Consider the following 23,266-nt stretch of genomic DNA (forward strand, 5'->3'; position numbering starts at 1 on the left):
CCGTCACACATACATTCGGTATCACGGTAGGGAGCAGCATGTCCGGGATCACGACCCGGCCCCTCGCCACCACGGCGGAGCGGCTTGCGGCCGTCCGGCTCTACCGCGTGGTGTTCGGTCTGGCCCCCGACGACCCCGCGTTCACGCCGAAGCTCCTCAGCGCCCTGCGGCACGCAGGCGGCTCGGCCGTCGGCGCGTTCGACGAGGACGACAACCTGGTGGGCTTCACCTACGGCTTCGTGGGTCTCGACGGCGGGACGCCCTACCACTACTCGCAGACGGCGGCGGTCGACCCGGTCGCGCAGGGGCGCGGGGTGGGCCGGCAGCTCAAGCGGGCGCAGGCCGAGGTGGCCCGGTGCACGGGCGTGCGCACGATGCGCTGGGCGTACGACCCGCTGCAGGCCCGCAACGCCCACTTCAACCTCGACGTGCTCGGTGCGGTCGGCCGCTGGTTCCACCGCGACCTCTACGACATGGAGGATCACAACGGCCGCACGGACCGCGTCGTCGTCGAGTGGGTCCTCGACGCGCAGACCCCGACTCCGGTCCCGCCCCTGCCGCGCGACGTCCCGGAGTGGGGCGAGTGCCGCGCGGACGGCGACGTCGGCTGGCTCGCGGTGCCGGCCAGCAGCGACGACCTGCGGCGGATGGAGCCCGGCCGGGCACTCGAGCTGCGCGACCGCGTCGCCGACGAGCTCACGCGGCTCCTCGGTGCAGGCCAGGTGCTGCTGTCGTGCCGGCGGGTCGACGACCGCACCGCCCTGTACTGCGCGGGGGCACGGTGACCGCCTCGAACCGGCAGCTCAGCACCCCCGACGAGCGCTTCGGGGCCCGCCTGCAGCGCCGTTCCACCGCCACCGCCCTGCTGCAGCAGGTGGTCGCCCAGGAGACCGCCAACCTGTCCGCCACCCTGGAGCGGCTGCAGGCCGACGGCTCGCTGGAGCAGGCCGCGCGCCGGATCGTCGCGGCCAAGCGGCGGTTCGTCGCCGGCGGTTCCAAGTCGTGGTCCTACGCGTCCCTGCTGGCCACGGACCTGTCGGCCAGCATGGCCAACGTCACCCTGATCGACGGCACGGTCGTGCGGGCGGTGGACGTGCTCTCCGACGTGCGCCCGGGCGACGTGCTCGTCGCGTTCTCGCTGCGCCGTTACGCGCGCTCCACGATCGCGGTGGCCGAGGAGTTCGCCGCGGCGGGCGGCGCGGTCGTCGGGGTCACCGACGATCCCGGGAGCGCGGTGGCGCGCGTCTCCGACGTCGCGGTCGTGGTGAGCACCGACAGCGCGTCCTACGCCGACTCCCCCACCGCCGTCGCCGCCGTCGTGCACATCCTCGCCACCCTCGCCGCGGCGAGCGCGAAGGGCGCGCGGCGGCGGCTCGCCCGCCGGGACGCGCTTACGGCGCGGCTGGGCGTATACGCAGAAGGAGACTGACCATGCGCGTCGACCGGATCGAGCTGCTGCAGGTGCGGCTGCCGCTGATCCGCGAGTTCGAGACCAGCTCGCATCGCAAGTCGTACCTGGAGCACGTGCTCGTCCGCGTCGAGGACGCAGGCGGGGCAGTGGGCTGGGGCGAGATCGCCTCGCCGTCCGGTCCGTTCTTCTGCGGCGAGACCGTGGACACCTGCTGGACGATCGCCACCGCGCACCTCGTGCCACGGCTCCTCGGCGCCGAGTGGGAGCACCCCACGCAGGTCCCCCGGCTGTGGGCCCGGGTGCGGGGCAACGAGTTCGCCAAGGCCGGGCTCGACATGGCGTGCTGGGCGCTGTGGTCGCAGGTGACCGGCGTTCCCCTGGCCGGGGCGCTCGGCGGGGAGCGGCAGAGCGTCGTCGTGGGCGTGAGCCTCGGCATCGAGCCGACGGTGGACGAGCTGCTCGAACAGGTGTCGCGGCAGGTGCAGGCCGGCTACGCCCGGGTCAAGCTGAAGATCGCGCCCGGGTGGGACGTCGAGCCGGTTGCGGCCGTGCGCGCGGCGTATCCCGACCTGCAGCTGCACGTCGACGCCAACGGCGCCTACACCGAGGACGAGGACCACCTCATCGCGCTGCGCGCCCTCGACGGTGAAGGGCTGCTCATGATCGAGCAGCCCTTCGCGCCGCGCGACCTCATGGCTGCCGCCCGGCTGCAGGCGGTGATCGACACCCCGGTCTGCCTCGACGAGTCGGTCGTGGACGGGCACGACCTGGAGACCGCGCTCGCCGTCGGGGCCTGCCGGGTGCTGAACATCAAGGTCTCCCGGATGGGCGGCCTGACCGCCGCCGTGGCCGCCCACGATCTCGCCCGCGAGCACGGGATCCCCGTCTGGTGCGGCGGCATGTACGAGTTCGGCGTGGGCCGGGCCGCCAATGTCGCCATCTCCAGCCTGCCCGGATTCGTCCTGCCGTCGGACGTCTCCGGTTCCGACAAGTACTACGCGCGCGACGTGGTGAACCCACCGATCCGCGCCGACCACGGCGGCGTCCGCGTGCCATGGGACACCCCCGGCCTCGGGCACGACGTCGACGAGGAGTTCGTGCGGGCGAACGCCACCCGCACCCACGAGGGGACCCGATGACCGAACAGACGGACCGCGCCACCGACCGGGCCAACGCCTACGAGCTCGAGCAGGGTCGCGGCCGCCGCATCGTGACCACCGTGATCGCCGTCGCCGGACTGGTCGTCTGCGCGATCGCGGGGGTGTTCGCCGAGGCGCCCACGCTGTGGGGCGTCCTGCCGATCGCCCTGTACGCCGTGCTGTGCCTGCTCGGCATGGACCTGGTGATCGCCACCGTGGTGAGCCTGGTGGGCGGCGTGCTCATCGCCCGCCAGACGCCCGCCGAGTTCGGCGAGCTGCTCGGCGAGTCGATGGGCGATCTGGTCACCACGATCGGCGTGATCATCATGCTCGGCGCGGGGGTCGGCGAGGTCCTGCGCGTCACGGGCGTGGCGCACACGATCGTCCGCTGGGTGCTGCGGATCGCGGGCGAGCGCAGCCAGCGGGCCGTGCTGCTCGGCGTCATGCTGTCCTGCCTCGTGCTGGTCACCAGCCTGGGCACGCTCGCCGGGGCGCTCGCGATCTCGGCGCCGATCCTGCTGCCGGTCGCGGCGCGCGTGGGGTTCACCCGATCCGCCACCGCCGCGATGATGTTCGTCGGCGGCTGCGCAGGCCTCGCGCTCGCACCGTTCGCGGGCTCGAACGTCGCGATCATGGAGGCGGCGCAGGTCGGCTACCTGACCTACCTGCAGTACGGCGCGGCGCCGCTGGCCGTGCTGTCGCTCCTCGTCGCGATGGTCCTCGTGCCCTGGATCCAGCGGCGCAGCGCCCGGACCGGCGACTTCTACACCGATGCCGATCTCGAGACGGAGGAGACCGAGGTGCCGGCGTCCGCCGGACGGGCCACCGCGGTGTTCCTCCTGCTGCTCGTCGCCACCGTCGCCTACGCGACGATCACCGCGGCCGGCACGTCCTTCCCGCTGCTCGCGCTGCCGCTGCTGGGCATCGCCACCGGCGTGGCGGCCGGGCTCCCGGCCACCGAGATCGCGCGGCACATCTACCGCGGCGCGGCCCGGCTCGTCAGCATCTTCCTGCTGTTCTGGCTGCTGGCGGCGCTGTTCCTGGTGATCGACCACCTCAAGCCGTACGACGTCGTGCTCCAGATCTTCGGGCCGCAGCTGCAGAACTCGTCCGGCCTCGGCTTCGCCGTCGCGATCGCGCTGCTGGGCTGGGTCGGGGTACCCGGGGCCACCGCGGCCCAGGTCGTGCTGCTGGACCAGGTGTTCGGCGACCTCGCCACCACCGTCGGGCTCGGCGCGGGCGCGTGGGTGATCGTGCTGCTGTGGGCGTCGAAGGCCGACACGTACGGCCCGTTCCCGAACGCCAACATGGTCGGCGCGATGGGCCTGGCCCGGTCGACGAACCTGCGGTCGCTGCTGCTCACCGGGTGGCTGGTGCTGATACCGGCCTCGCTGATGTACGCCGGGATCCTGGCGGTGCTGTCATGAGCGACCTCGTGATCACGGGCGGCACGGTCGTCGACGGCACCGGCGCACCGGGGCGGCCAGCGGACGTCGGCGTCACCGCGGGCCGGGTGGACGCCGTCGCCGCACCCGGCTCGCTGATCGGTACCCGGATCGACGCCGACGGGCTCGTGGTCTGCCCCGGGTTCGTCGACCTGCACTCGCACGCCGACTTCAGCATCACCGGGCACCCCGGCGCCGACACCGCCGTCACCCAGGGCGTCACGACGCTGGTGACGGGCAACTGCGGATTCTCGCCGTTCCCGGTGGGCGACCTCGCCACCCTGCGGACGGCGTCGGCGTTCCTGCAGGCCGAGCTCGACTGGAGCTGGACCGACGCGGCGGGCTACGCCCACGCCGTCGACGCCGGCCGGCCCGCGGTGAACCTCGCGTTGCAGGTGGGGCACTCGGCGCTGCGCCTCGCCGTCATGGGCGCAGAGGAGCGCGCGCCGTCACACACCGAGCTGGAGCGGATGGAGGAGCTCCTCGCCGAGACGGCCGCGCAGGGCGTCTGGGGGTTCTCGACCGGCCTGATCTACGCGCCCGGAGCGTACGGGGACAGTGCCGAGGTCACCGCGCTGGCGCGGGTGGCCGCCGCACACGGGCTGCTCTACTCGACGCACATGCGCAACGAGGCCGACACGCTGCTCGACGCGGTGCGCGAGGCCGTCGCCACGGCGCGGGCCACCGGGGTGCGGCTGGAGATCTCCCACCTCAAGGCGATGGGCCGCAGCAACCACGGTGCCGTGGTGGATGCGCTGCGGATCATCGACGAGGCGCGCACCGACGGCGTGGACGTGACGTGCGACGTCTACCCGTACACGGCCTCGTCCACCACGCTCACCTCGCGGCTCCCGGCGTGGGCGCTCGACGGCGGCGTGGAACGGATGTTGGAGCGGTTCGCCGACGGCCCCACCCGGGAGCGGGTGGCGAGCGGGCTGCGCGAGCGCATGGCCCGCGACGTCGACCCGGAAGGCGTGGTGATCGCCGACCTGCCGCCCGGCCCGTTCAGCGGCGCGCGGGGGCGCAGCATCGCCGACGTCGCCCGCGAGCTCGGCACCGATCCCGCCGACGCCGCGCTGCAGGTGCTCGCCGGGCACCGCGGCGCCGTGTCGATCGTCAACCACGCGATGGCCGCCGCCGACGTGCGCACGGTGCTGCGGCACCCGGCCGCGAGCGTCGCGAGCGACGGCTGGGTGCTGCGCCCCGACGGCCCCGGCCGCCCGCACCCGCGCAGCTTCGGCACCTTCACGCGCGTCCTCGGCCGGTACGTGCGCGACGGCGACATCTCCCTGGCCGCGGCCGTCCACAAGATGACCGGGCTGCCCGCCGCCCGGCTCGGGATGACCGACCGCGGCGTCCTGCGACCGGGGGCGGTGGCCGACATCGCCGTCCTCGACCCGGCGACGGTGACCGACCGTTCCACCTACGACGACCCGTGGCAGCTCTCGACCGGCGTGCACCACGTGCTGGTTGCGGGCGAGCAGGTGTTGGCGGACGGGGTGCTCACGGGGGCGCGGCCGGGCCGGGTGCTCCGCCGCCCCACCCCGCCCCCGTGACAGCAAGTGGCTTTGCTGTCCTCTCGCGGCAGTGAAGCCACTGTGCTGACGTCCCGTGCGCCCCCGCCGCTCCCCCCTGGAGAGACCGTGACCTCCTTGTCGGACGCCAACATCTACACGCTCGACATGTCCCGGCGGCAGCAGCTCGCTGCCGTGGCCCTGTACGCGGTGGCGCTCGTCGCGAGCATCGCCGTCGCGATCGGCACCGACCAGCCGGGCCTGTGGGGGCTCGTCCCGATCGTCGTGTACGCGGGTCTGGCGCTGCTCGGGGTCGACATCGTGCTGGCCACGCTGGGCGCGGTGGTCAGCGCAGTGGTGCTCACCCGCTCCACGCCCTCGGCGCTCGGGCCGGTGCTGATCGAGTCGATGGGCTCGCTGATCGCGCTGCTCGGCGTGATCATCCTGCTCGGCGCGGGACTCGGGGAGGTGCTCAAGCGCACCGGGGTGGCCGAGTTCGTGGTGCTGAACGTGGTGCGCAAGGTCGGGCTGACCACGCAGCTGCGGGCCCAGCTCGGCGTGATGCTGGCGTGCACGATCCTCGCCGGGGCGCTCGGCACGCTCGCCGGGTCGGTGGCGATCGTCGCGCCGATCGTGATCCCGCTGCTCGCGGCGCTGGGGTTCTCGACCACGGCCACGGCGGCGATGTTCTTCTTCAGCGGGCTCGCCGGGCTCACGCTCAGCCCGTTCGCGCCGATCACCACGAGCATCTACGGCGCTGCGCAGGTCAGCTGGATCGGCTACGTCCTGGCCGCAGGCCTGCCCACCGCGCTCGTGATGTTCGGCGTCGGTTTCCTCGCCGTGCGGTGGAACCAGCGGCGCACCGCCGAGGTGTTCCCCTACCCGCCCGAGCGCGCCGTCGACCTGGACGCCGTGCGGGAGCCCGCGCCGGGTGCCGCGCGCACCACCGCCGCGTTCCTGCTCGCGTTCCTCGCGCTCGTGGTCTACAGCGGCGTCACCGCCGCGGGCGCGACGTTCGTGCCCGTGGCCCTGATCCTGCTGATCGCCGTCACCGGGATCGCGGCGCGCAGGCCCATCGGCGAGCTGATGGGCGCGGTCTACGCGGGCGCGAGCCGGCTGCTCGGGATCTTCTTCCTGTTCTTCCTGCTCGCCGTGCTGTTCACGCTCGTCGACTCGATGGGCGTCTACGACGGCGTCGCGGAGCGGTTCGCACTGTCCACGCTGAGCCCGTACGTGTTCTGCCTGGTCGTGGTGCTGATCGGATGGGTCGGCGTGGCCGGCGCGGCGGCGGCGCAGGCCGTGCTGGTGAACCAGGTGTTCGGGCCGCTCGCCGCGACGCTCGGCGTCCCGCCCGCGGCGTGGAGCGTCGTGCTGCTCGCCGTCTCGCAGACCGACGGGCTGGGTCCGTTCCCCAATCCCGACATGATCGGGCAGATGGGACTGGCCGAGTCACGCTCGTTGCGGTGGCAGCTGCTGTCGTCGTACCTGGTGCTCGTCCCCGTCGTGGTGCTCTACGCCCTGCTGCTCGGGATCTACCTGTGACGGCCGCCGACGTGCTCGCCGGCCTCCCCGACGGCGCGTCCGCGCAGGTCGCGGGCGAAGCGTTCGGCAGCCCCCAGTACGGCGGGGCGCCGCTTCGCGCCGTCGCCGCCCGCCGGGGCGCCATCCGGCTGCGCTGCGCCTCGGTGCTGAAGCCGCTGATCGTGTGGACGGGCGGCAGCGGACGCAACGACGACGCCGAGCGGGCGGTCCGCCACTCCGACAACGCCGCCACCAACCGCATCTGGCACGCGGGCCCGCCGGCCCGGATCCTCGACCGGATCGCCGCCGCCACCGCCGTGCGCTGGCGGACGGCGAGCGCGGACCCCGGCTGGTTCGGCGGGGTCGAGGTGAGCGCCACCGAGCTCGTCACGGCCTACGGGGCACTCGCCCGCGCGGCGGCGGGCGATCCGGCCGCCGCGCGGGTGATGGGCTGGATGAGGGCCGTGGAGCCCGAGCAGGCGTTCGGCATCCCGGGGGCGGTGGCGGACACCCTCGGTGTCCCGGCGTCCGGGGTCGCGGTGAAGGCGGGCTGGATCGGCCATCCCGACGAGACGGTCCTGCGCACCCACGTCGTCGCGATCGCCGAACGGGACGGGGAGACCGTGGTGGTCGCCGCCCTGACCGCCCTCCCCTACCCCGCCGATCGCGACCGCTACCAGCAGGCCCTGCGCGCCGGGCGCCCCGTCGTCGACGTGCACGAGGGAATCGCCGGCCCGCTCCTGCGCGACCTGCTGGCAGCGACCTGCCGCGACCTGGCCCGGCTCGGCGCCCGGTGAAGGAACCCGATCCGATCAGTGCTGGGCGAGCGCGGCGGCGAACATGCCGGGTTCGTAGGAACCCCCGGGGTTGCGCACGATGACGTTCATCCGCGTGGAGGCGTTGATCATGGCGATGGCACAGACCAGGGCGCCGATCTGGTCGTCGTCGTAGTGCTCGCGCACCTCGGCCCAGGTCTCGTCGGACACGCCCCCATGGGCGTCGGCGATCCGGGTGCCCTCCTCGGCGAGCGCCAGCGCCGCCCGCTCGGCCTCGGTGAACACGCTGGACTCGCGCCAGGCGGCGACCAGGTTGAGCCGGAGCGGGGTCTCGCCGGCAGCCGCGGCCTCCTTGGTGTGGATGTCGACGCAGAAGCCGCAGCCGTTGATCTGGCTGACCCGCAGCTCCACCAGTTCCCGCACGGTCTTCGGCAGCGTCGAGCCATCGAGGGCCAGCGCCGTGTTGTAGAACCGCTTGGCGACCTTCGCGGCGGTCGGGCTGTCGAGCAGGTTGAATCGCGGTTCCATGACTTCGCCTCATTCGTGATGTCGTGAGCTGGACGGACACGAGACGCCGGCGAGCCGATCGCTGTGACGGCGCGGCTGCGTGACCCACGCCACGTGCATCGAGAGCCCGGCTCGTGCGCACTCACGCCCGCGACTCGCGGAGCCCGACGGTGCAGGTGGGTCGGGCCCGGTTCAGGTGGCGGGCGCCTGCGGGCGTCGGCGGTCGCGGCGGCTCGTGGCGAGCACCGCCACCGCCGCGGCGACGACAGCCACCACCAGGAGGCAGGCGACCGCGAGCGTGAGCCCGTCCGGGCTGGTCAGCGGCTGGCCGCGCAGGGCCTGCCACAACGAGAGGAGGGTGAGCGCGGCGTACCCGGCGGAGGCGACGACGACCAGCCGCGTCCGGACGGCCTCGGCACGCAGCACCGCCACTCGGCCGGCCAGCAGCGCCAGCAGCACGGCCACGAGCGGCAGCGCCTGCAGCGCGTGGAGGCCGACGAAGTGGGCGATCCGCAGGTCTCCCCCCGTGGTGCTCCACCCCGTGACGGGCATGATCGGCCCGCCGTCGGCGACGCCGACGCTGTGCCCACCGATGACCCCGGCGAAGGTGCCGTCGGAGAACGACGCCCGCTGCGCGGCGGTCGGCCGGGTCATCATGAACGCCACCGCGGCGCCGAACAGTGAGATGACGGCCCCGGCCCGGACGCCCCACGTGAGCGACGGGCCGCCGACCTTCTCGCGCAGCAGGTAGGCGGCGACCACGAGGTTGGCGATCCAGAGCACCACGATCGAGGTGGCCATGGCGGCCCAGAGCCCGGCGTCGAGCGGCGTGGCGACGTTGAAGTGGCTCTGCCGGCCACGCACCACCTGACCGACGATGACCAGGTACTCGATCGCGAGCATCGCCGCGATGATCGTCGTGGACCGGCGCACCCACCGGTTCCGCGGCAGGTAGGCGTACAGCCAGGCCCAGGTCACCGCGTAGATCACGATCGACACGGCGAACTTGAACGGCTTGAACCAGATCGGCGCCCCGACCAGCACCCGGCCGTCGAACAGCATGCCGGCGAGTGAGATCACGACGAACGGCGCGGTCACGGCCGCGACGAGCAGCAGCGGGCGGTGCCACTCCCGCGTGTCGGGACACCGGGTCCTGTCGACCACGGATGAAGCATCGCGGTAACCGCTGGTCCGCGGCAGCGACTTGTCCGGATCGCGGCGGTATCTGTCCCGAACGCTGGTAGAAGTCGTCCATGGCCGACGTACGGGCGCGCCGCACCGAGCGGTGGTTCCGGGCCGCGCTGCTCCTGAAGGCCCTGGACGGCGCCGCCGAGCTGCTCGGCGCCGTGGTGCTGCTGCTCGTCCCCGCCGCCACCGTGCACCGGCTCGTCGCCGACGTCGTGAGCCGGGACCTGCTCGGCCCACCCGACGGCTTCCTCACCCGCCACCTCGTGGCGGGCACCGCCGAGTTCGCCTCGGGCAGCCGCACCTTCGTGCTCGTCTACCTCGCGCTGCACGGCGTCGTGAAGCTCGGGCTGGTGTGGGCGTTGCTGCGCAGGTGGCGCCCCGCCTACCCGGTTGCGGCCGTCGTGCTCGGCGTGTTCGTCGGCTACGAGCTGCTCCGCGCGGTCCGCACCGGGTCGCTCGTCCTGCTGTTCCTGGCCGCGCTGGACGTCCTGGTCATCGTGCTCGTCCTGCGGGAGTACCGGCTGCTCCGGACGAACGCTGCGCCCGGTGGAGATGTGCCCCACCTGTGAATCCCCTACGGGGATGCCCAGCCAGGCCCGACCGGCGCTCGCGGGCATCGTCGTGAGCACGGTCCTCCCCGGTCTGGCCGTGCTGCCCGTTCTCGGCCTGGTCCGCCTCCCGCTCGAGATCGCACTCGCACTGTTGATCATCATTGCGACACGTGGGCGGCTGTCGTACGAGCGCTACCGGCGGGAGACCGCCGCCGACGGGCCCTGGCCCAGGCGATCAGCCCAGCGCGTTGATCGCCCGGGCGACGACCAGCACGACCACCACCAGCGACACGCCGGCCTGCACGGCCATCGTCAGCTTCGCCCACCGCGACAGCGGCAGCACGTCCGTCGGGCTGAACGCCGTGGCGTTCGTGAACGACAGGTAGGCGTAGTCGACGAAGCCCGGTTCCCAGTCCCGGCCGGCGATCTCGGGGGCCTGCATCTGGGGGAACAGGAAGTCGGGACGATCGTCCACCGCCGCCGCGCGGGCAGCGGGACCGCCGCGGTCGAGCTCCCAGTACACGAGCCCGAACGCCAGCACGTTGGTCAGCCAGATCGCGCCGCCCGCGCCGAGCAGCTCGCCGGGCGTCGCGGGCCGCCCCGTGAGCAGGTCGACGACGAGCAGCACCACCGACCACCCGTTCGCCACGGCGACCAGCCCGGTCAGCACGAGGCTGGCCGTGCGCAGCACCGTCGACTCGCGATCCACCCGGAACGGGTTCACGACCATCAACCCGACCAGCAGCGCGAGCTCGAGCGCCGGGATGACGAAGCGGGCGTCCGGCACCACCTGCGGGGGCATGAGCAGCTGGAGGGCGATGGTGGCTGCGACGGCCAGCGCGGCGGGCCAGCGGTGCTCGCCGGGCGTCGGCCGCGCCCACGCGGGGACCAGCTCCGATCCGTTCCGGTTCACCGGCCGGAGTCTGCCGGACGGGCAGGCGGCCGCGCGGCGGACAGGCCGGACGGGATCTCCGCCACCCCACGGCCTGCGCCGCGAGCACGGGGCCCGAACGCGGCGCGGAGCAGGTGGAACAGGGTGAACAGCCCCGTTGCCGTCGGCCGGACCGCCTGCGGCACCGCCGCGCCCATAGCCGTTCCGGCGTAGAGCTGCGCTCTCAGATCACGAGCTCGGCGAGGGCTTCCAGCCGTTCCGCCACCGCATCGGGAGAGGGCGAGGAGACCAGCGGCCGCTCGACGGTGATCTCGGCCATGACGGGCACGAGCCGATCCACGCCCGCGGCCTCGAACGCCTCCACCGCGGCCTTGTCGAACGGCTGGTCCGGCGCGGCGCCGAGCTCCAGCACTCCTCGCTCCGCCGGAGTCACGGTGATCTCCAGGTCGCCCAGCTCGGCAGGACGCTCCACCTCGTCGGCGGCGCGACGCAGACCTGCGATGCACAGCGCCGCGGCCTCGGGGTCCAGTGCGAGCCCGTACCACCCGTGGCCGCGAGCCACCGCCCGACGGAAGGCGGCCGGCGAGTGGCCGCCGACGATGATCCGAGGCCCGCCCGTCTGCAACGGTCGGGGGTGAGCATCGACCCCCGAGAAGCTCGCGAACCGGCCTGCATGGGCGACCGGCCCTGGCCGGGTCCAGAGCGCCCGCATCGCGGCGAGGTAGTCGTCGGTGCGGGCACCGCGGCCGGCCATGGGTACTCCGATCGCGGTCATCTCCTGCTCGACGGAACCGACCCCGATGCCGAGCACGAAGCGCCCGCCGCTGAGCACGTCGAGGCTGGCCGCCTGCTTGGCCAGGACGACCGGGTTGCGTTGCGGGAGGAGGAGGACCCCCGTCGCCAGCAGGAGCCGTTCGGTGGCAGCGGCCACGTACGTCAGGTGAATCAGGGGATCGAGGATGGGATACGTGGGTTCCGCCATCGTCGCCCCCGGCACGTGAGGGCTGGGGGCGACGACCCGCTCGCCGGCCCAGATCGAGTCGTAGCCCAGCTCCTCGGCCAGGCGGGCAAGCCGGCTGGTCTCGTCCGGTCCGCAGGTCGCACCGCCGTTGATGCCGAAGAATCCCAGTCTCATCGTGTGCTCCTCGCCGTTGTGCTCGTCGAGCACGAGATGCCGTGGACGCGATCCCTGTGACATCGCACCGACGTGCCGTGCGTCACGAACAGCTGAGCGAGCGGCACCCGAGCAGGCCGTTCGTGGAGCACGTCGGCGTCTCGCCCTCGCGCTTCCGCCGCACCGCCCGGACCTATCCCACGGCCAGCGCCGCGAGCACCGGCCCGAAAGCGGCCCCGAGCAGGTAGAACAGGGTGAACAACCCCATCGCCGTCGGCCGGACCGCCTGCGGCACCGCCGCGCCCGCCCACAGCGCGAGCGCACCGTTCCCGGTGGACGCGGCGAGCGAGCCGATCGCCATTCCGGCGAAGAGCAGAGCGACGCTCCCGTTGCCGAACGCGACGATCGCAGGCGCGGCAACGGCTCCCGCGGCCAGCGTCGCCACCCATACCGGGAAGCTCAGCCGCGCCGACCCCGACACCAGGAACCACGACACGGCGCCGCCGCCGAGGTACGGCCAGAGCAGCGCGAGCCCGAGCTGACCGCTCGTCCAGCCGGTCAGGTCGGTGACCATCGCGGGCGCGGCGTAGACGATCCCGAAGTTGACCACCGCGAGCGCGAGGGCGAGCCCGGACGCGACCAGGAACCGGGGCGCCCGCACCAGCTCGACGGGCACGAACCCCGCGGGCCGGCGCCGCACGTGCCAGGCCAGCAGCGCCGTCAGCGCCAGCGCGGCGACCGCGGCCGCCACCGGCGAATGCGTGAGCATCACGAGCGCGGTCACCCAGGCGACCAGCAGGATCGCGCCGGCCAGGTCGAACCGGCCCGCCTGCCGGCCGCCGGACGTCCCGGCCCGCAGCACAGCGGGCACCGCGAGCAGGGCGAGCACCGGCATGACCAGCGCGACCGGCCATCCCCACGCCGCCGCCACCTGGGACCCGACGAGCGGGGCGATCGAGCCGAGCACGGCCAGCGACGCCGTCACCGTGCCCATCGCCGCCGCCGAGCCCGCGATGCTCATCGCCACGACGGTGAACCCCGCGGCGCCCAGCGCCTGCAACGCCGTCCCGACGACCAGGACCGCGAGCACCGGGACCGCGATCACCAGCACCGCCCCGGCAGCGACGAGCAACGCGGCGACGACCAGCGCCGTGCGCAACCCGCGCCGGGCCAGCAGCCCGCCGGCCAGCGGGGTCCCCACCGCGATGCCCCACCCGAACGCCGTGACCACCGACGCGGCTCCGACCAGCGAGACCCCGAGGTCGCGGGCGATCTCGGCGAGCACGAGCGTCGGCCCGGTGATCCCGAACGAGAGCGGACCGGCCAGCAGCGCGAGCCAGGCCGGGGCGATCGGGGCGTCCGCCGTCCGCCGGGTCGTCGGCGCCGCGCTCATGCGTCGTACGGGCGCTCGGCCCTGGCGGAGCGCAGCGCGCGGCCCCACCACTCCAGGCGATCGAGCAGCACCTTCGCGGCTCGACCCGCGGCCGGGTCGCAGACCCAGCCGGTGCCGTCGACGCCGTCGTCGAGTCCGATGCACACCCCGTCGCGGATCGTCACGGCGTGCAGCTCGGAGAAGACCAGGCGGAGCTGCTCCACCGCGCGCAGGCCGCGGGCCACGCCGCCGTACGAGACGAACCCGACCGGCTTGGCGAACCACTCGTGGTGGACGCAGTCGATCGCCTGCTTGAGGGGCGCGGGGAAGCTGTGGTTGTACTCCGGCGTCACCAGGACGAACGCGTCGGCGCGCGCGATCCGCTCCGCCCACGCCTCCTGCTCCGGTGTCGCGCTGTCCAGCAGCCTGGTCGGCAGCGGCACGTCGAGGAGGTCGAGCACGTCGATCTCGAAGCCCGCGTGCTGGTCGGCGTGCGTGACGAACCAGCGGGCGATCGGGGCGCCGGCACGGCCCTCGCGGGTGCTGCCGACCAGGACCGCGAGCCGCAGCGGCCGATCAGTTCCTGTCATGGTTTCCTCCCGGGTAGCGTCGGTTCTCGACCGGGTGGCGTGAGATCCGGTCTCACACCCGGCGAGAACGGATCTCGCGGCCCGTGGGCGAGGGAGGGGACGGGTCGGTGGTGGCGGCATCCCCGTTGATCGGGCGCGACCATCCGGTCGCGCTGCTGCACGCCGAAGTCGATCGGCTGGTGGACGGACGCGGCGGGCTCGTCTTCGTCACCGGCGAGGCGGGGATCGGCAAGACCGCGCTCGTCGGGCAGGTCGCAGCGGACGCGGCGCTGCGCGGCGTGCGGGTGCTGAACGGGTCCTGCTGGCCAGGGGACGGCGCGCCCGGCAACTGGCCGTGGATCCAGGTCGTACGCCACCTCGCCCGCACCGCGAACGGGTCCGAGTGGACGGCCGCGGCCGCCGCCGTCGGCGACGAGCTACCGGTGCTGCTCGGCGAGTCCGCGCCTGCTGACGGTCCGGCCGCCGCCGACCGTCCCACTTTCCGCGTCCAGGACGCGCTGACCACGCTCCTCGTCACCACCGCGAAGACGCGCCCGACGCTCGTGGTGCTCGACGATCTGCACTGGGCCGATCCGGCGTCGCTGCGAACGCTGGACTTCCTCGTCCGGCACACCTGGTTCGAGCCGATCCTCGTCGTCGCCACCTACCGCGACGTGGAGGTCGACGCGCCCGACCACCCGCTGCGGCCCCTGCTGGCCCCGCTGCTCTCCCGTGCCACCACGGTCCGGCTGAGCGGCCTGGACCCCGACGGCGTCGCCGCACTCATGACCCGCGTGACGGGTGCGGCGCCCGGCCCGGACCAGGCCGCCGACATGCATCGGCGCACCGGCGGCAACCCGTTCTTCATCGAGCAGACCGCGCAGCTGGAACCGGGTGCTCCGGTGGCGACCGGGGTCCGCGAGGCCGTCGAGCAGCGGATCGCGCTGCTCCCGCCGGAGGTCGCGGACGTCCTGCGATGTGCGTCGCTGATCGGCCACGAGTTCGACGCGGCCGTGCTCGCCGCCGTGTCCGCAACACCCGCGACGGCCGTGGACGACGTGCTCGCGCCCGCCCTCGCGGGCCGCCTGGTCGGGCGAGCCCGGGGCAGCAGGTACGCGTTCACCCACGACCTGGTCCGCGAGTGCCTCTACACGGCTCTGTCCGATGAGCGCCGGCGGGCGCTGCACGCAGCGGTCGTGCGGGCGCTCCCATCCGTGAGGCTCTCCCCCGCGGTCGCCGCGCACCACGCTCGGCGGGCGGTGCCCGCGCTGCCCGCGGACGAGGTCGTCGGGCACCTCCTGGCCGCGGCGCGCGACGCCGGGGGCCGGCGGGCCACCGAGGAGGCCATCGGGCACCTGCGCGCAGCGCTCGCCCTGCTGCCCGAGGATGCCGCTGCCCGGCGGGCGGACCTCCAGCTGCAGCTCGGCGACCAGCTCGACCGCGCAGGGGAGCTCGGCGCCGCGCGTGAGGTGTACGCCGAGGTCGACGCCGCGGGCCGAGCCCTGGACGATGCGGAGCTGGTGGCCAGGGCCGCGCTCGGGCTGCACCGCCTCGGCAACCCCGAGGCGGAGGGCCACCGCGAGGTCGAACGCATGGACGAGGTGCTCGACCTCATGGGGCGCGGCGGCGACGCGGTGGATCCCGCGCTCACCGCCCGCGTGCTCGCCGCGGCGAGCATGGCCCGCACCCACGCCGCGGTGGAGCCGGAGGCCGCCGCTGAGCTGGGCGAACGGGCCGTCGCGCTCGCCCGGGCCGCCGCCGACGACGAGACGTTGGGCTGGTGCCTGCTCGCCCACCACGACAGCATCTGGGAGCCCGGCGCCGCGGTCGCGCGGATCGCCGTGCTCGACGAGCTCTCCGCGGCCGCCCGCCGCGCACCCGACCGTGAGCTCGAGGCGCTCGCCGCGTTCCTGCGTTCCCTCGCGTTGCTGGAGCAGGGCCGCCCGGAGGCGCTGGACGAGTTCGCCACGTTCACCGCGCTCACCGAGCAGACCCGGCTGCCGCGGCACCGCTTCCTGGCGCTGTCCCGCCGCGGCGCTATCGACCTGCTGGCCGGGCGGTTCGATGCGGCCCACGCCGCTTTCGACGACGCATTCACCTTCGGGGAGCGGACGGGCGAGGTGGACCGGGCGCGGATGTGGCGCGACCAGGTCTGGTCGCTGGAGTTGCTGCGCGGCGACGTCGACGAGGCGCTCACGACCGCCCGCGGTGTCCTGCCCGGCGACCCGTTCACCCGGGTGCTGGAGGCGCTCACCGCCGCGCACCGCGGTGACGTCGACGAGGCGCTGCGCCGCGGCCGCGACATCGACGACCTGTTCCGCCACCTCCCCCGACGGTTCCACTCGATGCGGCTGGTGTTCGACGCCCAGGTCGCGGCCGCGACCGGCGACCCCGCGCGGTGCGCCGCCGCACGCGCCGCGCTCGCGCCCCTCGCCGACGGCTGGGCCGTCCACTCGGGCGGGGGGATCGTCTGGGGCCCGATGGCGCTGTGGCTGGCCCTCGTCGACGCCGCCGAGCAGCGCTGGGACGACGCCGTGCAGGGGTATCGCAGCGCCGTCGCGGCGGCCGACCGGCTGGGGGCGAGGCCCTGGTCGGTGCTGGCCCGCGCCCACCTCGCCGCGGCCCTGCGCGGCACGGGATCACCGGACGACGCCGAGCGTGCGGCCTACCTGCTCGCCGCGGCGCGCCGCGAGGCCGCCGAGCTGGGCATGGCCGCGGCCCTGCCACCGGTCGACGAGCCGCCGTCCGCGGGGAACGTGCTGCGGCTCGAGGGCGGGGTGTGGACGGTGCGGTTCGCGGGGCGCACCGCGCACGTCAAGGATGCGAAGGGCATGCGCGACCTGCGCGTGCTGGTCGCCAGGCCCTGCGCGGAGGTCGCGGCCGTCGACCTGCTGAACCCGGACGGCGACCCGGCCGTCTCCGCACGCCGCCGGTTCGGCGCCGACCCGATGCTCGACGAGCAGGCGCGGGACGCCTACCGCAACCGGCTGCGCGCCCTGGACGGCGAGATCCGCGACGCCCTCGACCGCGGTGCCGACCGACGGGCCGCCTCGCTGGACCGCGAGCGCGCCGCACTGCTCGACGAGCTGCGCCGGTCCGCCGGTCTGGGCGGGCGGGCTCGCCGGCTGGGCGACGACACCGAGCGGGCCCGCCAGGCCGTCACCGCCCGGATCCGCGACACCATCCGGCGGCTGCGGTCGGTGCACCCCGAGTTGGCCGAGCACCTCGCCGCGTCCGTTGCGACCGGCACGTACTGCCGCTACCGGCCCCAGCCGCCGGTCACGTGGAGCGTTTGACCTCCGGTCCGCTGAGGAAGGCCAGGCCCTCCGTCGCCGGGGCGTCCGGTCACCGAGCCGCCGTGGCTGGCCGGGCGGGTGCAGGACAACGTGGCCACGGTCAGCGCCGAGGAGTTCACGCTGCTCGATGTCGACCGGCTGGCCTGGACCTCGGATCCGGACACGATCCAGGCCCTGCGCGACGACCCGATGTACAACCGGCTCGACGTCGTCCGTTCCGGCCGGGTGGGCTACTTCGACTACACCACGCCGCCGTTGCCGGGGGCCGCGATCAGCTTCAACACCGTCCTGAGCATTCCGTACGCCTTGGACCAGGTCGTTCCCGAGCTGGAGAAGATGGACGCGAACGGGTGACCGCAGTTCCCTACGTGACGGCCAGGCCGCGGAGGAAAGCCAGGCCCTCCGTTGCCAGGGCGTCCTGGCTGTCGGCCAGCGGCCGCCAGATCGAGGCCGCGGTCGCGATGGTGGCGTTCTCCGCGGTGAACGACTCGATGCACACCGGGCCGCTGTAGCCCGCGTCGGACAGCGCGTCCAGGAAACCGGGCCAGTCGAGGTGGTCGGCGCCCGGCGCGCCACGATCGTTGGCGCACACCTGGACGTGCACGATCCGCCCGGCCGCCCGCCGGGTCGCGGCGGCGGGATCCTGCTCCTCGATGTTCTGGTGGTAGGTGTCGAGCCCGAGCCCTATGTGCTCAGGCGGCAGGCCGTCGAGGGCCTCGAGGGTCTGGTCGATCGTGTTGAGCAGGCTGGTCTCGTACCGGTTGAGCGGCTCCACCCCGATCCGCACGCCGACCTGCGCCGCGTGCTCCACGACCGGCGCCAGGTTCTCCCGCAGCTGCTCGTACGCCGCCCGGCGCTCGGCGTCCGACATCCGCCAGGTCCGGCCCACCGATGTGTAGGCCGGCCCGGCGATCGCCGGGGCGCCGACCGCGGCGGCCGCGTCGAGCACGCCGCGCAGGTAGTCCTGCGTGGCGCGGACGGTGGCCGCGTCGGCGGCCACCAGCTCCCGCCCCGGCGGCATCACGAGGCAGACGCTCGCGCCCAGCCCGAGGTCGCCGAGCACGGTCGCGGTGCGCGCCGGGTCCCAGTCGCCCAGCTGCTCGACCGGCAGCTCGAGCACGTCGAACCCCCAGGCCGCCACGCGCGGGGCGAGCGCAGCGACCGTCGCGTCGTCACAGGGCGAGGCCCACACCCAGGTGCTCACGCCGATGTGCACGGTTCACGCACCCCAACGCGCCGGGAAGTCGGGCATCTCCCGGCAGCCGCAGAGCGCGTAGTGCAGCGGCGGGAGTCCGGGCTGCAGGTACTGGTCCAGGTTGGCACTGGTGATCACCGGCTGCGGCAGGATCCACTCGCGCGGCACCTGCTCACCCCGCAGGATCTGCAGCGCGGCGATGACCGCGGTGCGCCACTGGAACGTCGGGTACGTCGGCGCCTGCGCCGTCAGGTTCTCCGCCTTCCACTTCTCCAGGAACTGCTGCTGGTCCTCGCCGCTGATCGCGGGGCGCGGCTGCCCGGCGTCCTCGAACGCTTCGAGGGCCGCGACGGCCGCGGTGCCGTCGTCCATCCAGATCCCGTTGATCTGGCCCTCGCGCTGCAGGTAGTCCGACACGATGCTCTTGGCCGTTGCCGTGTCGTTCTCGGTGAACTCGACGCCGACCACGTCCACCCCGCGGGCGGCGAAGATCCGCTCGGCCGCGGCCCACCGGTTCTCCAGCACGTCGACGCCGGGCAGCACGCGCAGTGCGAGCACCTTCCCGCCCTGGCCGACCTCCCCGGCGAGGAACTCCGCCGCGGTAGCGCCGAACGCGTAGCCGCCGACGGGGTGGATGAACGTCACCGGGCAGTCGGTGTCGACGCCGCGGTCGAACACGATCACCGGCAGCCGGCCGCACGCCGCTTCCACGGCGGGGGTCAGCGTGGCGGTGGTGTTCGGGGAGACGATGAGCGCGTCGCAGTCGCCGCCGACGAGCTGCTGGATGTCGGAGATCTGCTTGTCGTCGCTCGCGCCCGCGTCGAGTGCGGTGAAGTTCGCGATCTCGTCGCGGTGGAGGTCGACCTCGGCCTGCATGGTGGTCCAGCCGACCTGCCGCCAGGGGTTGTCGACCGATGCGTTGGAGAAGCAGACGTTGTGCGGGCCCTGGGTGGCGTACTGCGCGGTGTCCACCATCTCGGGTTCCAGCATCTGCACCCACGGCTGGTCGGCGGGGCCCTGCGCGGTCTGGTCACGCAGGGCCAGCTGCCGGTCGTGCTCGGCCTGGTCGAAGAACTGGTCGGCAGCCGGCGGCGCGGACGTGCCGGGAGCGCCGGTCGGCGCCGCGCCGCCCGGCGGCACGTCACTGGTACAGGCCGCGGCGAGGAGGAGCACGGCTCCTGCCGCCGCGGTCGCGAGCGCCGTCGATCGCTTCATGGGTGATCCCTTCGTCAGGCGGGCTGAGGGGTCGGTTCGGGCACGGGTGGCCTGCGCCTGCGGCCCGCCCGTCGCGCGGCGTAGGCGACCGCGGCGATGATGATCACGCCCTGCACGGTGGACTCCAGCGCGCCGGAGACCCCGAGCAGGTTGAGCAGGGTGAAGAGGGCTTCGAGCACGAGCGCGCCGGCCAGTGCCGCGAGCACGCTCCCGCGCCCGCCCCCGAGCACGACGCCGCCGAGCACGACGGCCGTGATCGCGGAGAACTCGAGTCCCTCACCGACCTGCGCCGAGACGCCGGCGAACCCGCCGAGCAGGATCGCCGCGACGGTTGCCGCGAGCGCCGAGAGCACGAACGCCGTGGTGCGGACCCGCGCGACCGGCACGCCGGCGAGGACGGCGGCCCGGTCGTTGTCGCCGGTCGCGACGAGGGTGTGCCCCCACGCCGAGCGCATGAGCACCGCGGCGCCTGCCGCGACCGCGATCAGGATCAGCGCCGACCACGGCACCTGGCCGAACCCGGGGATGTCGATGCCCTGCCGCCCGGGCACGCGGAACGCCTGCGAGAGCGACCCGCGCGGAGCGCCGCCCGTCCACAGGAACACCGCACCGGAGAGCACGAGCAGCATGCCGAGCGTGGTGACGAACGACGGCACGTGCAGCCGCGTCGTGATCAGCCCGTTCGCGAGCCCGACCAGCAGGCCCAGCCCGACGAGCAGCACGATCACCGGCAGGGTGGCCGACTCGTCGCCGTCGATCAGCCGGGCGGCGACGACCACCTGCACGGTGACCAGCGAGCCGACCGACAGGTCGAACTCGCCGGAGACGATCACGAAGTACTGCCCGACCGCGAGGATCGCGAGCGGGGCGGCCCGTTTCAGGTACGCGAGCAGCGATGCGGGTTCGAGGAAGCTCGGGTTGACCACGGCGATCGCCACGAGCAGGAGCAGCAGCACGCCGAACACCGGTGCGGCGGCACCCACCCGATCCCGGAGCGCCCTCATCGCGGCACCCGCACTGCGCGCTGGGCCCGGGCCCGCAGCTGCCGCCGCGCGTACACCGCGACGGCCAGGATGATCACGGCGCCGCGCACGACGTCCTTGAAGAACGCGTCCAGGACCAGCTGGTCGAACAGGTTGTCCAGCACCGCGAGCAGCAGCACCCCGGCCACCGTGCCGCTCACCCCGCCGCGCCCGCCCGCGAGCACCGTGCCGCCGAGCACCACCGCGGCGATCGACTCCAGGTCGTACCCGCCGTCGGTGCCGACGTACGGCGCACCCGCACCGAGCCGGCTGGCCAGGTACAGCCCGGCCACACCGGCGCACAGCGAACAGATCACGTGCGCGAGCACCGTCGTGCGCGTGGTCGGCACCCCGGAGAGCCGGGCGACCTCGACGTTCCCGCCGACCGCGTAGACGTGGTGGCCGGGGCGGGTGCGGTGCAGGAACAACGCCGCCGCCCCTGCCACGGCGAGCATGAGCAGCACGGAGACCGGGATCGGGCCGATCCGGTCGTATCCGAGCCGCTGGAACAGCACCGGGACGGAGCCGGCCGGGCCCTCGTAGCGGCTCTCCAGGATCCCCTTGATCACCAGCCCGACCCCGAGCGTCGCGATGAACGCGTTGACCTGCAGTTTGGTGATCACCAGCCCGTTGACGAGCCCGACCAGCGCGGAAGCGGCCAGCACCGCGAGCACGGCGGGCCCGATCATGGCCGGGTCCCCGGCCATGATCTCGGCCGCGATCAGCGAGGTCAGCCCGATCAGGTAGGCCACCGACAGGTCCAGCGACCCGGCGAGGATCGCGATCGTCTGCCCGACCGCGACGATGCCCAACACGGTCGTGCGCGAGAGCATGTTCAGCAGGTTGGCCTGGGTGAGGTAGTCGCCGCCGCGCGCGGTCACGATCGCGGCGGCGAGCAGCACCACCAGGCCGAGCGCGATCCACGTGCCCGCCGCGGGCCCGGCCGCAAGCCGCGGCGCCCACCGGACCCGCTCCGCCAGCGCCGTCACCGCGGCACCTCCGCGTGCGGCACCCCGTGCCCGGTGGCCAGCGCCATCACGTCCTCCTCCGATGCACCGGCGGGCAGCTCACCCGCGAGCCTGCCCTCGTGCAGCACGCAGATCCGGTCGCTCATCCCGATCAGCTCCGGCAGCTCCGAGCAGACCAGGAGCACCGCCATCCCGGCCTTGGCCTGCTCCCGTACGAGCTCGTGCACCGCGGCCTTCGCACCGACGTCGATGCCGCGGGTCGGCTCGTCGAGCAGCAGCACCCGCGGGTCGGCGGCCAGCCACTTGGCGAGCACGACCTTCTGCTGGTTGCCACCGGACAGGAACCGCACCTCCTGGTCCTCCCCCGCCGACCGCAGCCCGACGGTCGCCAGCAGGTCCCGGGTGCGCACGGCGCCTGCACGGGCCCGGCGCCGGAAGACCGCGCGCAGCACGAGCAGCGCGTTCTCCCGCACCGACTGCGCCAGCGCCAGCCCCTCGGCCTTGCGGTCCTCGGTGACCATGGCGATGCCGGCGGCGATCGCGCGGCGCGGCGACGTCAGGCGCACCGCTCGACCGTCCAGCAGCACCTCGCCTGCCGTGAACGGGTCGGCCCCGAAGATCGCGCGCAGCAGCTCCGTGCGACCGGCGCCCTGCAGGCCGGCGACGCCGACCACCTCGCCGGCCCGCACGGTGAGGTCGATGCCGGTGATCGCCGGTGCCGTCCCGCCGCGAACCTCCAGCCGGACGTCGCCGAACTCCGTGGCCCGTGGCGGGTAGTAGGCGGAGAGCGGGCGGCCGACCATGAGCCGTACGAGCGTGGGCGGGTCGAGCTCGGCGGCGGGCCGCGTGGTGACCCGGGCGCCGTCCTTGAGCACGGTGATCCGGTCGGCCAGCGCGAAGATCTCCGGCGTCCGGTGCGACACGTACAGCACGGCGATCCCGCGGGCGGTGAGCCGGCGCACCAGATCGGTGAGCAGTGCGACCTCGTGCTCGGCGAGCGCTGCCGTCGGCTCGTCCATCGCGACGATCCGGGCGTCGGTGGCGAGCGCCTTGACGATCTCGACCACCTGCTGCTGGGCCACCGACAGCCTGCGCACCACCGCGTCCGGCCCGAACCCGGTCTCGCCGATCTCGGCGAGCAGCGCGGCGGTGGCGCGCTCCATCGCGACGGTGTCCACCAGACCGCGCCGCACCGGCTCGCGGCCGAGGAAGACGTTCTGGGCGACCGTCCGCTCGGGCAGGAGGGTGAACTCCTGGTGGATGATCGCGACCCCGGCGTCCTGGGCCTGGCGCGGGTTCGCGAACGTGCGCACCTCGCCGTCGATCGCGATCGTGCCCGCGTCCGGCTGGTGGACGCCGGAGAGCACCTTGAGCAGGGTCGACTTGCCGGCGCCGTTCTCCCCGACCAGGGCGTGCACCTCGCCGGAGCGCACGTCGAGGTCGACGCCGTGCAGCACGCCCACGCCGAGGAAGGACTTGCTGATGCCCGCCATCGCCAGGGTCGTGCCAGCTCCGGCAGTGGCGTGGGTCACGTGCCGAAAGCTAGCGGTACTTCTGCCAGTGCACAATCA

Annotated in this window: 22 protein-coding genes; 10 read left to right on the forward strand and 12 right to left on the reverse strand. The window is 73.9% G+C overall.

Annotation, left to right across the window (positions count from 1 at the left end; genetic code table 11):
- The first annotated feature begins 38 nt into the window (after positions 1 to 38).
- The 7 genes from FHX44_RS07070 (at position 39) to FHX44_RS07100 (ending at position 7,827) form a co-directional block, all read left to right on the forward strand.
- On the forward strand, positions 39 to 785 hold the full coding sequence (locus tag FHX44_RS07070) for a GNAT family N-acetyltransferase (RefSeq protein ID WP_170308805.1): 747 nt from the start codon (positions 39 to 41) through the stop codon (positions 783 to 785).
- Entirely contained in the window at positions 782 to 1,429 is a 648-nt protein-coding gene (locus tag FHX44_RS07075) for a MurR/RpiR family transcriptional regulator (protein WP_147254734.1), read from the forward strand. The genes FHX44_RS07070 and FHX44_RS07075 overlap by 4 nt, the downstream gene beginning before the upstream one ends.
- 2 nt (positions 1,430 to 1,431) lie before the next feature.
- Positions 1,432 to 2,550: an o-succinylbenzoate synthase gene (gene menC / locus FHX44_RS07080; RefSeq protein ID WP_147254735.1), complete on the forward strand. Its 1,119-nt coding sequence runs from the start codon at positions 1,432 to 1,434 to the stop codon at positions 2,548 to 2,550.
- On the forward strand, positions 2,547 to 3,977 hold the full coding sequence (locus FHX44_RS07085; protein ID WP_147254736.1) for a Na+/H+ antiporter NhaC family protein: 1,431 nt from the start codon (positions 2,547 to 2,549) through the stop codon (positions 3,975 to 3,977). Before menC ends, FHX44_RS07085 begins: the two co-directional genes overlap by 4 nt.
- A complete protein-coding gene (locus FHX44_RS07090; protein ID WP_147254737.1) occupies positions 3,974 to 5,551 on the forward strand; it encodes an N-acyl-D-amino-acid deacylase family protein in 1,578 nt (525 codons plus the stop codon). Before FHX44_RS07085 ends, FHX44_RS07090 begins: the two co-directional genes overlap by 4 nt.
- Positions 5,552 to 5,638: 87 nt before the next feature.
- On the forward strand, positions 5,639 to 7,051 hold the full coding sequence (locus tag FHX44_RS07095) for a Na+/H+ antiporter NhaC family protein (RefSeq protein ID WP_147254738.1): 1,413 nt from the start codon (positions 5,639 to 5,641) through the stop codon (positions 7,049 to 7,051).
- Positions 7,048 to 7,827: a hypothetical protein gene (locus tag FHX44_RS07100; RefSeq protein ID WP_147254739.1), complete on the forward strand. Its 780-nt coding sequence runs from the start codon at positions 7,048 to 7,050 to the stop codon at positions 7,825 to 7,827. Before FHX44_RS07095 ends, FHX44_RS07100 begins: the two co-directional genes overlap by 4 nt.
- Positions 7,828 to 7,842: 15 nt before the next feature.
- On the opposite strand, the gene FHX44_RS07105 is transcribed toward FHX44_RS07100, so the two are convergent.
- Complete coding sequence (locus tag FHX44_RS07105; RefSeq protein WP_147254740.1) at positions 7,843 to 8,334, reverse strand: carboxymuconolactone decarboxylase family protein; 492 nt, start codon at positions 8,332 to 8,334, stop codon at positions 7,843 to 7,845.
- Positions 8,335 to 8,505: 171 nt separating this feature from the next.
- The gene (locus FHX44_RS07110; protein ID WP_147254741.1) at positions 8,506 to 9,477 is read right to left on the reverse strand and encodes a hypothetical protein; all 972 of its coding nucleotides are present in this window, start codon (positions 9,475 to 9,477) and stop codon (positions 8,506 to 8,508) included.
- 89 nt (positions 9,478 to 9,566) lie between these two features.
- On the opposite strand from FHX44_RS07110, the gene FHX44_RS07115 reads away from it, so the two are divergent.
- Entirely contained in the window at positions 9,567 to 10,070 is a 504-nt protein-coding gene (locus FHX44_RS07115; RefSeq protein ID WP_147254742.1) for a DUF2127 domain-containing protein, read from the forward strand.
- Between the two features lie 217 nt (positions 10,071 to 10,287).
- Here FHX44_RS07115 and FHX44_RS07120 read toward each other — a convergent pair whose 3' ends face one another.
- The 5 genes from FHX44_RS07120 to FHX44_RS07135 form a co-directional block, all read right to left on the reverse strand.
- Entirely contained in the window at positions 10,288 to 10,965 is a 678-nt protein-coding gene (locus FHX44_RS07120; protein WP_147254743.1) for a hypothetical protein, read from the reverse strand.
- Positions 10,962 to 11,129 carry a hypothetical protein gene (locus tag FHX44_RS42005; protein WP_170308806.1) on the reverse strand — a complete coding sequence of 56 codons (168 nt, stop codon included), beginning with the start codon at positions 11,127 to 11,129 and terminating at the stop codon, positions 10,962 to 10,964. The genes FHX44_RS07120 and FHX44_RS42005 overlap by 4 nt, the downstream gene beginning before the upstream one ends.
- Positions 11,130 to 11,167: 38 nt before the next feature.
- Positions 11,168 to 12,079, reverse strand: coding sequence for a TIGR03619 family F420-dependent LLM class oxidoreductase (locus FHX44_RS07125; RefSeq protein WP_147254744.1), 912 nt, complete (start codon positions 12,077 to 12,079; stop codon positions 11,168 to 11,170).
- 172 nt (positions 12,080 to 12,251) lie between these two features.
- Entirely contained in the window at positions 12,252 to 13,451 is a 1,200-nt protein-coding gene (locus tag FHX44_RS07130; protein WP_147254745.1) for an MFS transporter, read from the reverse strand.
- On the reverse strand, positions 13,448 to 14,020 hold the full coding sequence (locus FHX44_RS07135) for an NADPH-dependent FMN reductase (protein WP_147254746.1): 573 nt from the start codon (positions 14,018 to 14,020) through the stop codon (positions 13,448 to 13,450). Before FHX44_RS07135 ends, FHX44_RS07130 begins: the two co-directional genes overlap by 4 nt.
- An 83-nt stretch (positions 14,021 to 14,103) precedes the next feature.
- Here FHX44_RS07135 and FHX44_RS07140 point away from each other — a divergent pair, with 83 nt between their 5' ends.
- Positions 14,104 to 17,295, forward strand: a complete 3,192-nt coding sequence (locus FHX44_RS07140; protein ID WP_147254747.1) for an AAA family ATPase — start codon at positions 14,104 to 14,106, stop codon at positions 17,293 to 17,295.
- Between the two features lie 90 nt (positions 17,296 to 17,385).
- Positions 17,386 to 17,649: a TroA family protein gene (locus FHX44_RS07145; protein WP_147254748.1), complete on the forward strand. Its 264-nt coding sequence runs from the start codon at positions 17,386 to 17,388 to the stop codon at positions 17,647 to 17,649.
- 10 nt (positions 17,650 to 17,659) lie between these two features.
- Here the strand turns inward: FHX44_RS07145 and FHX44_RS07150 are convergent, their stop codons facing one another.
- From FHX44_RS07150 to FHX44_RS07170, 5 genes are read right to left on the reverse strand one after another with little or no spacing between them, the layout of a single operon-like run.
- Positions 17,660 to 18,499: a sugar phosphate isomerase/epimerase family protein gene (locus FHX44_RS07150; RefSeq protein ID WP_246170257.1), complete on the reverse strand. Its 840-nt coding sequence runs from the start codon at positions 18,497 to 18,499 to the stop codon at positions 17,660 to 17,662.
- A gap of 15 nt (positions 18,500 to 18,514) precedes the next feature.
- A complete protein-coding gene (locus FHX44_RS07155) occupies positions 18,515 to 19,705 on the reverse strand; it encodes a substrate-binding domain-containing protein (RefSeq protein ID WP_147254750.1) in 1,191 nt (396 codons plus the stop codon).
- A 14-nt stretch (positions 19,706 to 19,719) separates the two neighbouring features.
- Entirely contained in the window at positions 19,720 to 20,709 is a 990-nt protein-coding gene (locus FHX44_RS07160) for an ABC transporter permease (protein WP_147254751.1), read from the reverse strand.
- On the reverse strand, positions 20,706 to 21,716 hold the full coding sequence (locus FHX44_RS07165; protein WP_342792472.1) for an ABC transporter permease: 1,011 nt from the start codon (positions 21,714 to 21,716) through the stop codon (positions 20,706 to 20,708). The genes FHX44_RS07160 and FHX44_RS07165 overlap by 4 nt, the downstream gene beginning before the upstream one ends.
- The gene (locus tag FHX44_RS07170; RefSeq protein WP_147260984.1) at positions 21,713 to 23,188 is read right to left on the reverse strand and encodes a sugar ABC transporter ATP-binding protein; all 1,476 of its coding nucleotides are present in this window, start codon (positions 23,186 to 23,188) and stop codon (positions 21,713 to 21,715) included. Before FHX44_RS07170 ends, FHX44_RS07165 begins: the two co-directional genes overlap by 4 nt.
- Positions 23,189 to 23,266 lie beyond the last annotated feature (78 nt).

The sequence above is a fragment of the Pseudonocardia hierapolitana genome, from assembly GCF_007994075.1.
Lineage (GTDB): Bacteria > Actinomycetota > Actinomycetes > Mycobacteriales > Pseudonocardiaceae > Pseudonocardia > Pseudonocardia hierapolitana.

Coding starts and splice junctions, on each gene's coding strand:
- FHX44_RS07070 (WP_170308805.1), top strand. CDS start 39: ATGTCCGGGATCACGACCCGGCCCCTCGCCACCACGGCGGAGCGGCTT.
- menC (WP_147254735.1), top strand. CDS start 1,432: ATGCGCGTCGACCGGATCGAGCTGCTGCAGGTGCGGCTGCCGCTGATC.
- FHX44_RS07085 (WP_147254736.1), top strand. CDS start 2,547: ATGACCGAACAGACGGACCGCGCCACCGACCGGGCCAACGCCTACGAG.
- FHX44_RS07090 (WP_147254737.1), top strand. CDS start 3,974: ATGAGCGACCTCGTGATCACGGGCGGCACGGTCGTCGACGGCACCGGC.
- FHX44_RS07105 (WP_147254740.1), bottom strand. CDS start 8,334: ATGGAACCGCGATTCAACCTGCTCGACAGCCCGACCGCCGCGAAGGTC.
- FHX44_RS07115 (WP_147254742.1), top strand. CDS start 9,567: ATGGCCGACGTACGGGCGCGCCGCACCGAGCGGTGGTTCCGGGCCGCG.
- FHX44_RS07125 (WP_147254744.1), bottom strand. CDS start 12,079: ATGAGACTGGGATTCTTCGGCATCAACGGCGGTGCGACCTGCGGACCG.
- FHX44_RS07130 (WP_147254745.1), bottom strand. CDS start 13,451: ATGAGCGCGGCGCCGACGACCCGGCGGACGGCGGACGCCCCGATCGCC.
- FHX44_RS07135 (WP_147254746.1), bottom strand. CDS start 14,020: ATGACAGGAACTGATCGGCCGCTGCGGCTCGCGGTCCTGGTCGGCAGC.
- FHX44_RS07155 (WP_147254750.1), bottom strand. CDS start 19,705: ATGAAGCGATCGACGGCGCTCGCGACCGCGGCGGCAGGAGCCGTGCTC.
- FHX44_RS07160 (WP_147254751.1), bottom strand. CDS start 20,709: ATGAGGGCGCTCCGGGATCGGGTGGGTGCCGCCGCACCGGTGTTCGGC.
- FHX44_RS07170 (WP_147260984.1), bottom strand. CDS start 23,188: ATGGCGGGCATCAGCAAGTCCTTCCTCGGCGTGGGCGTGCTGCACGGC.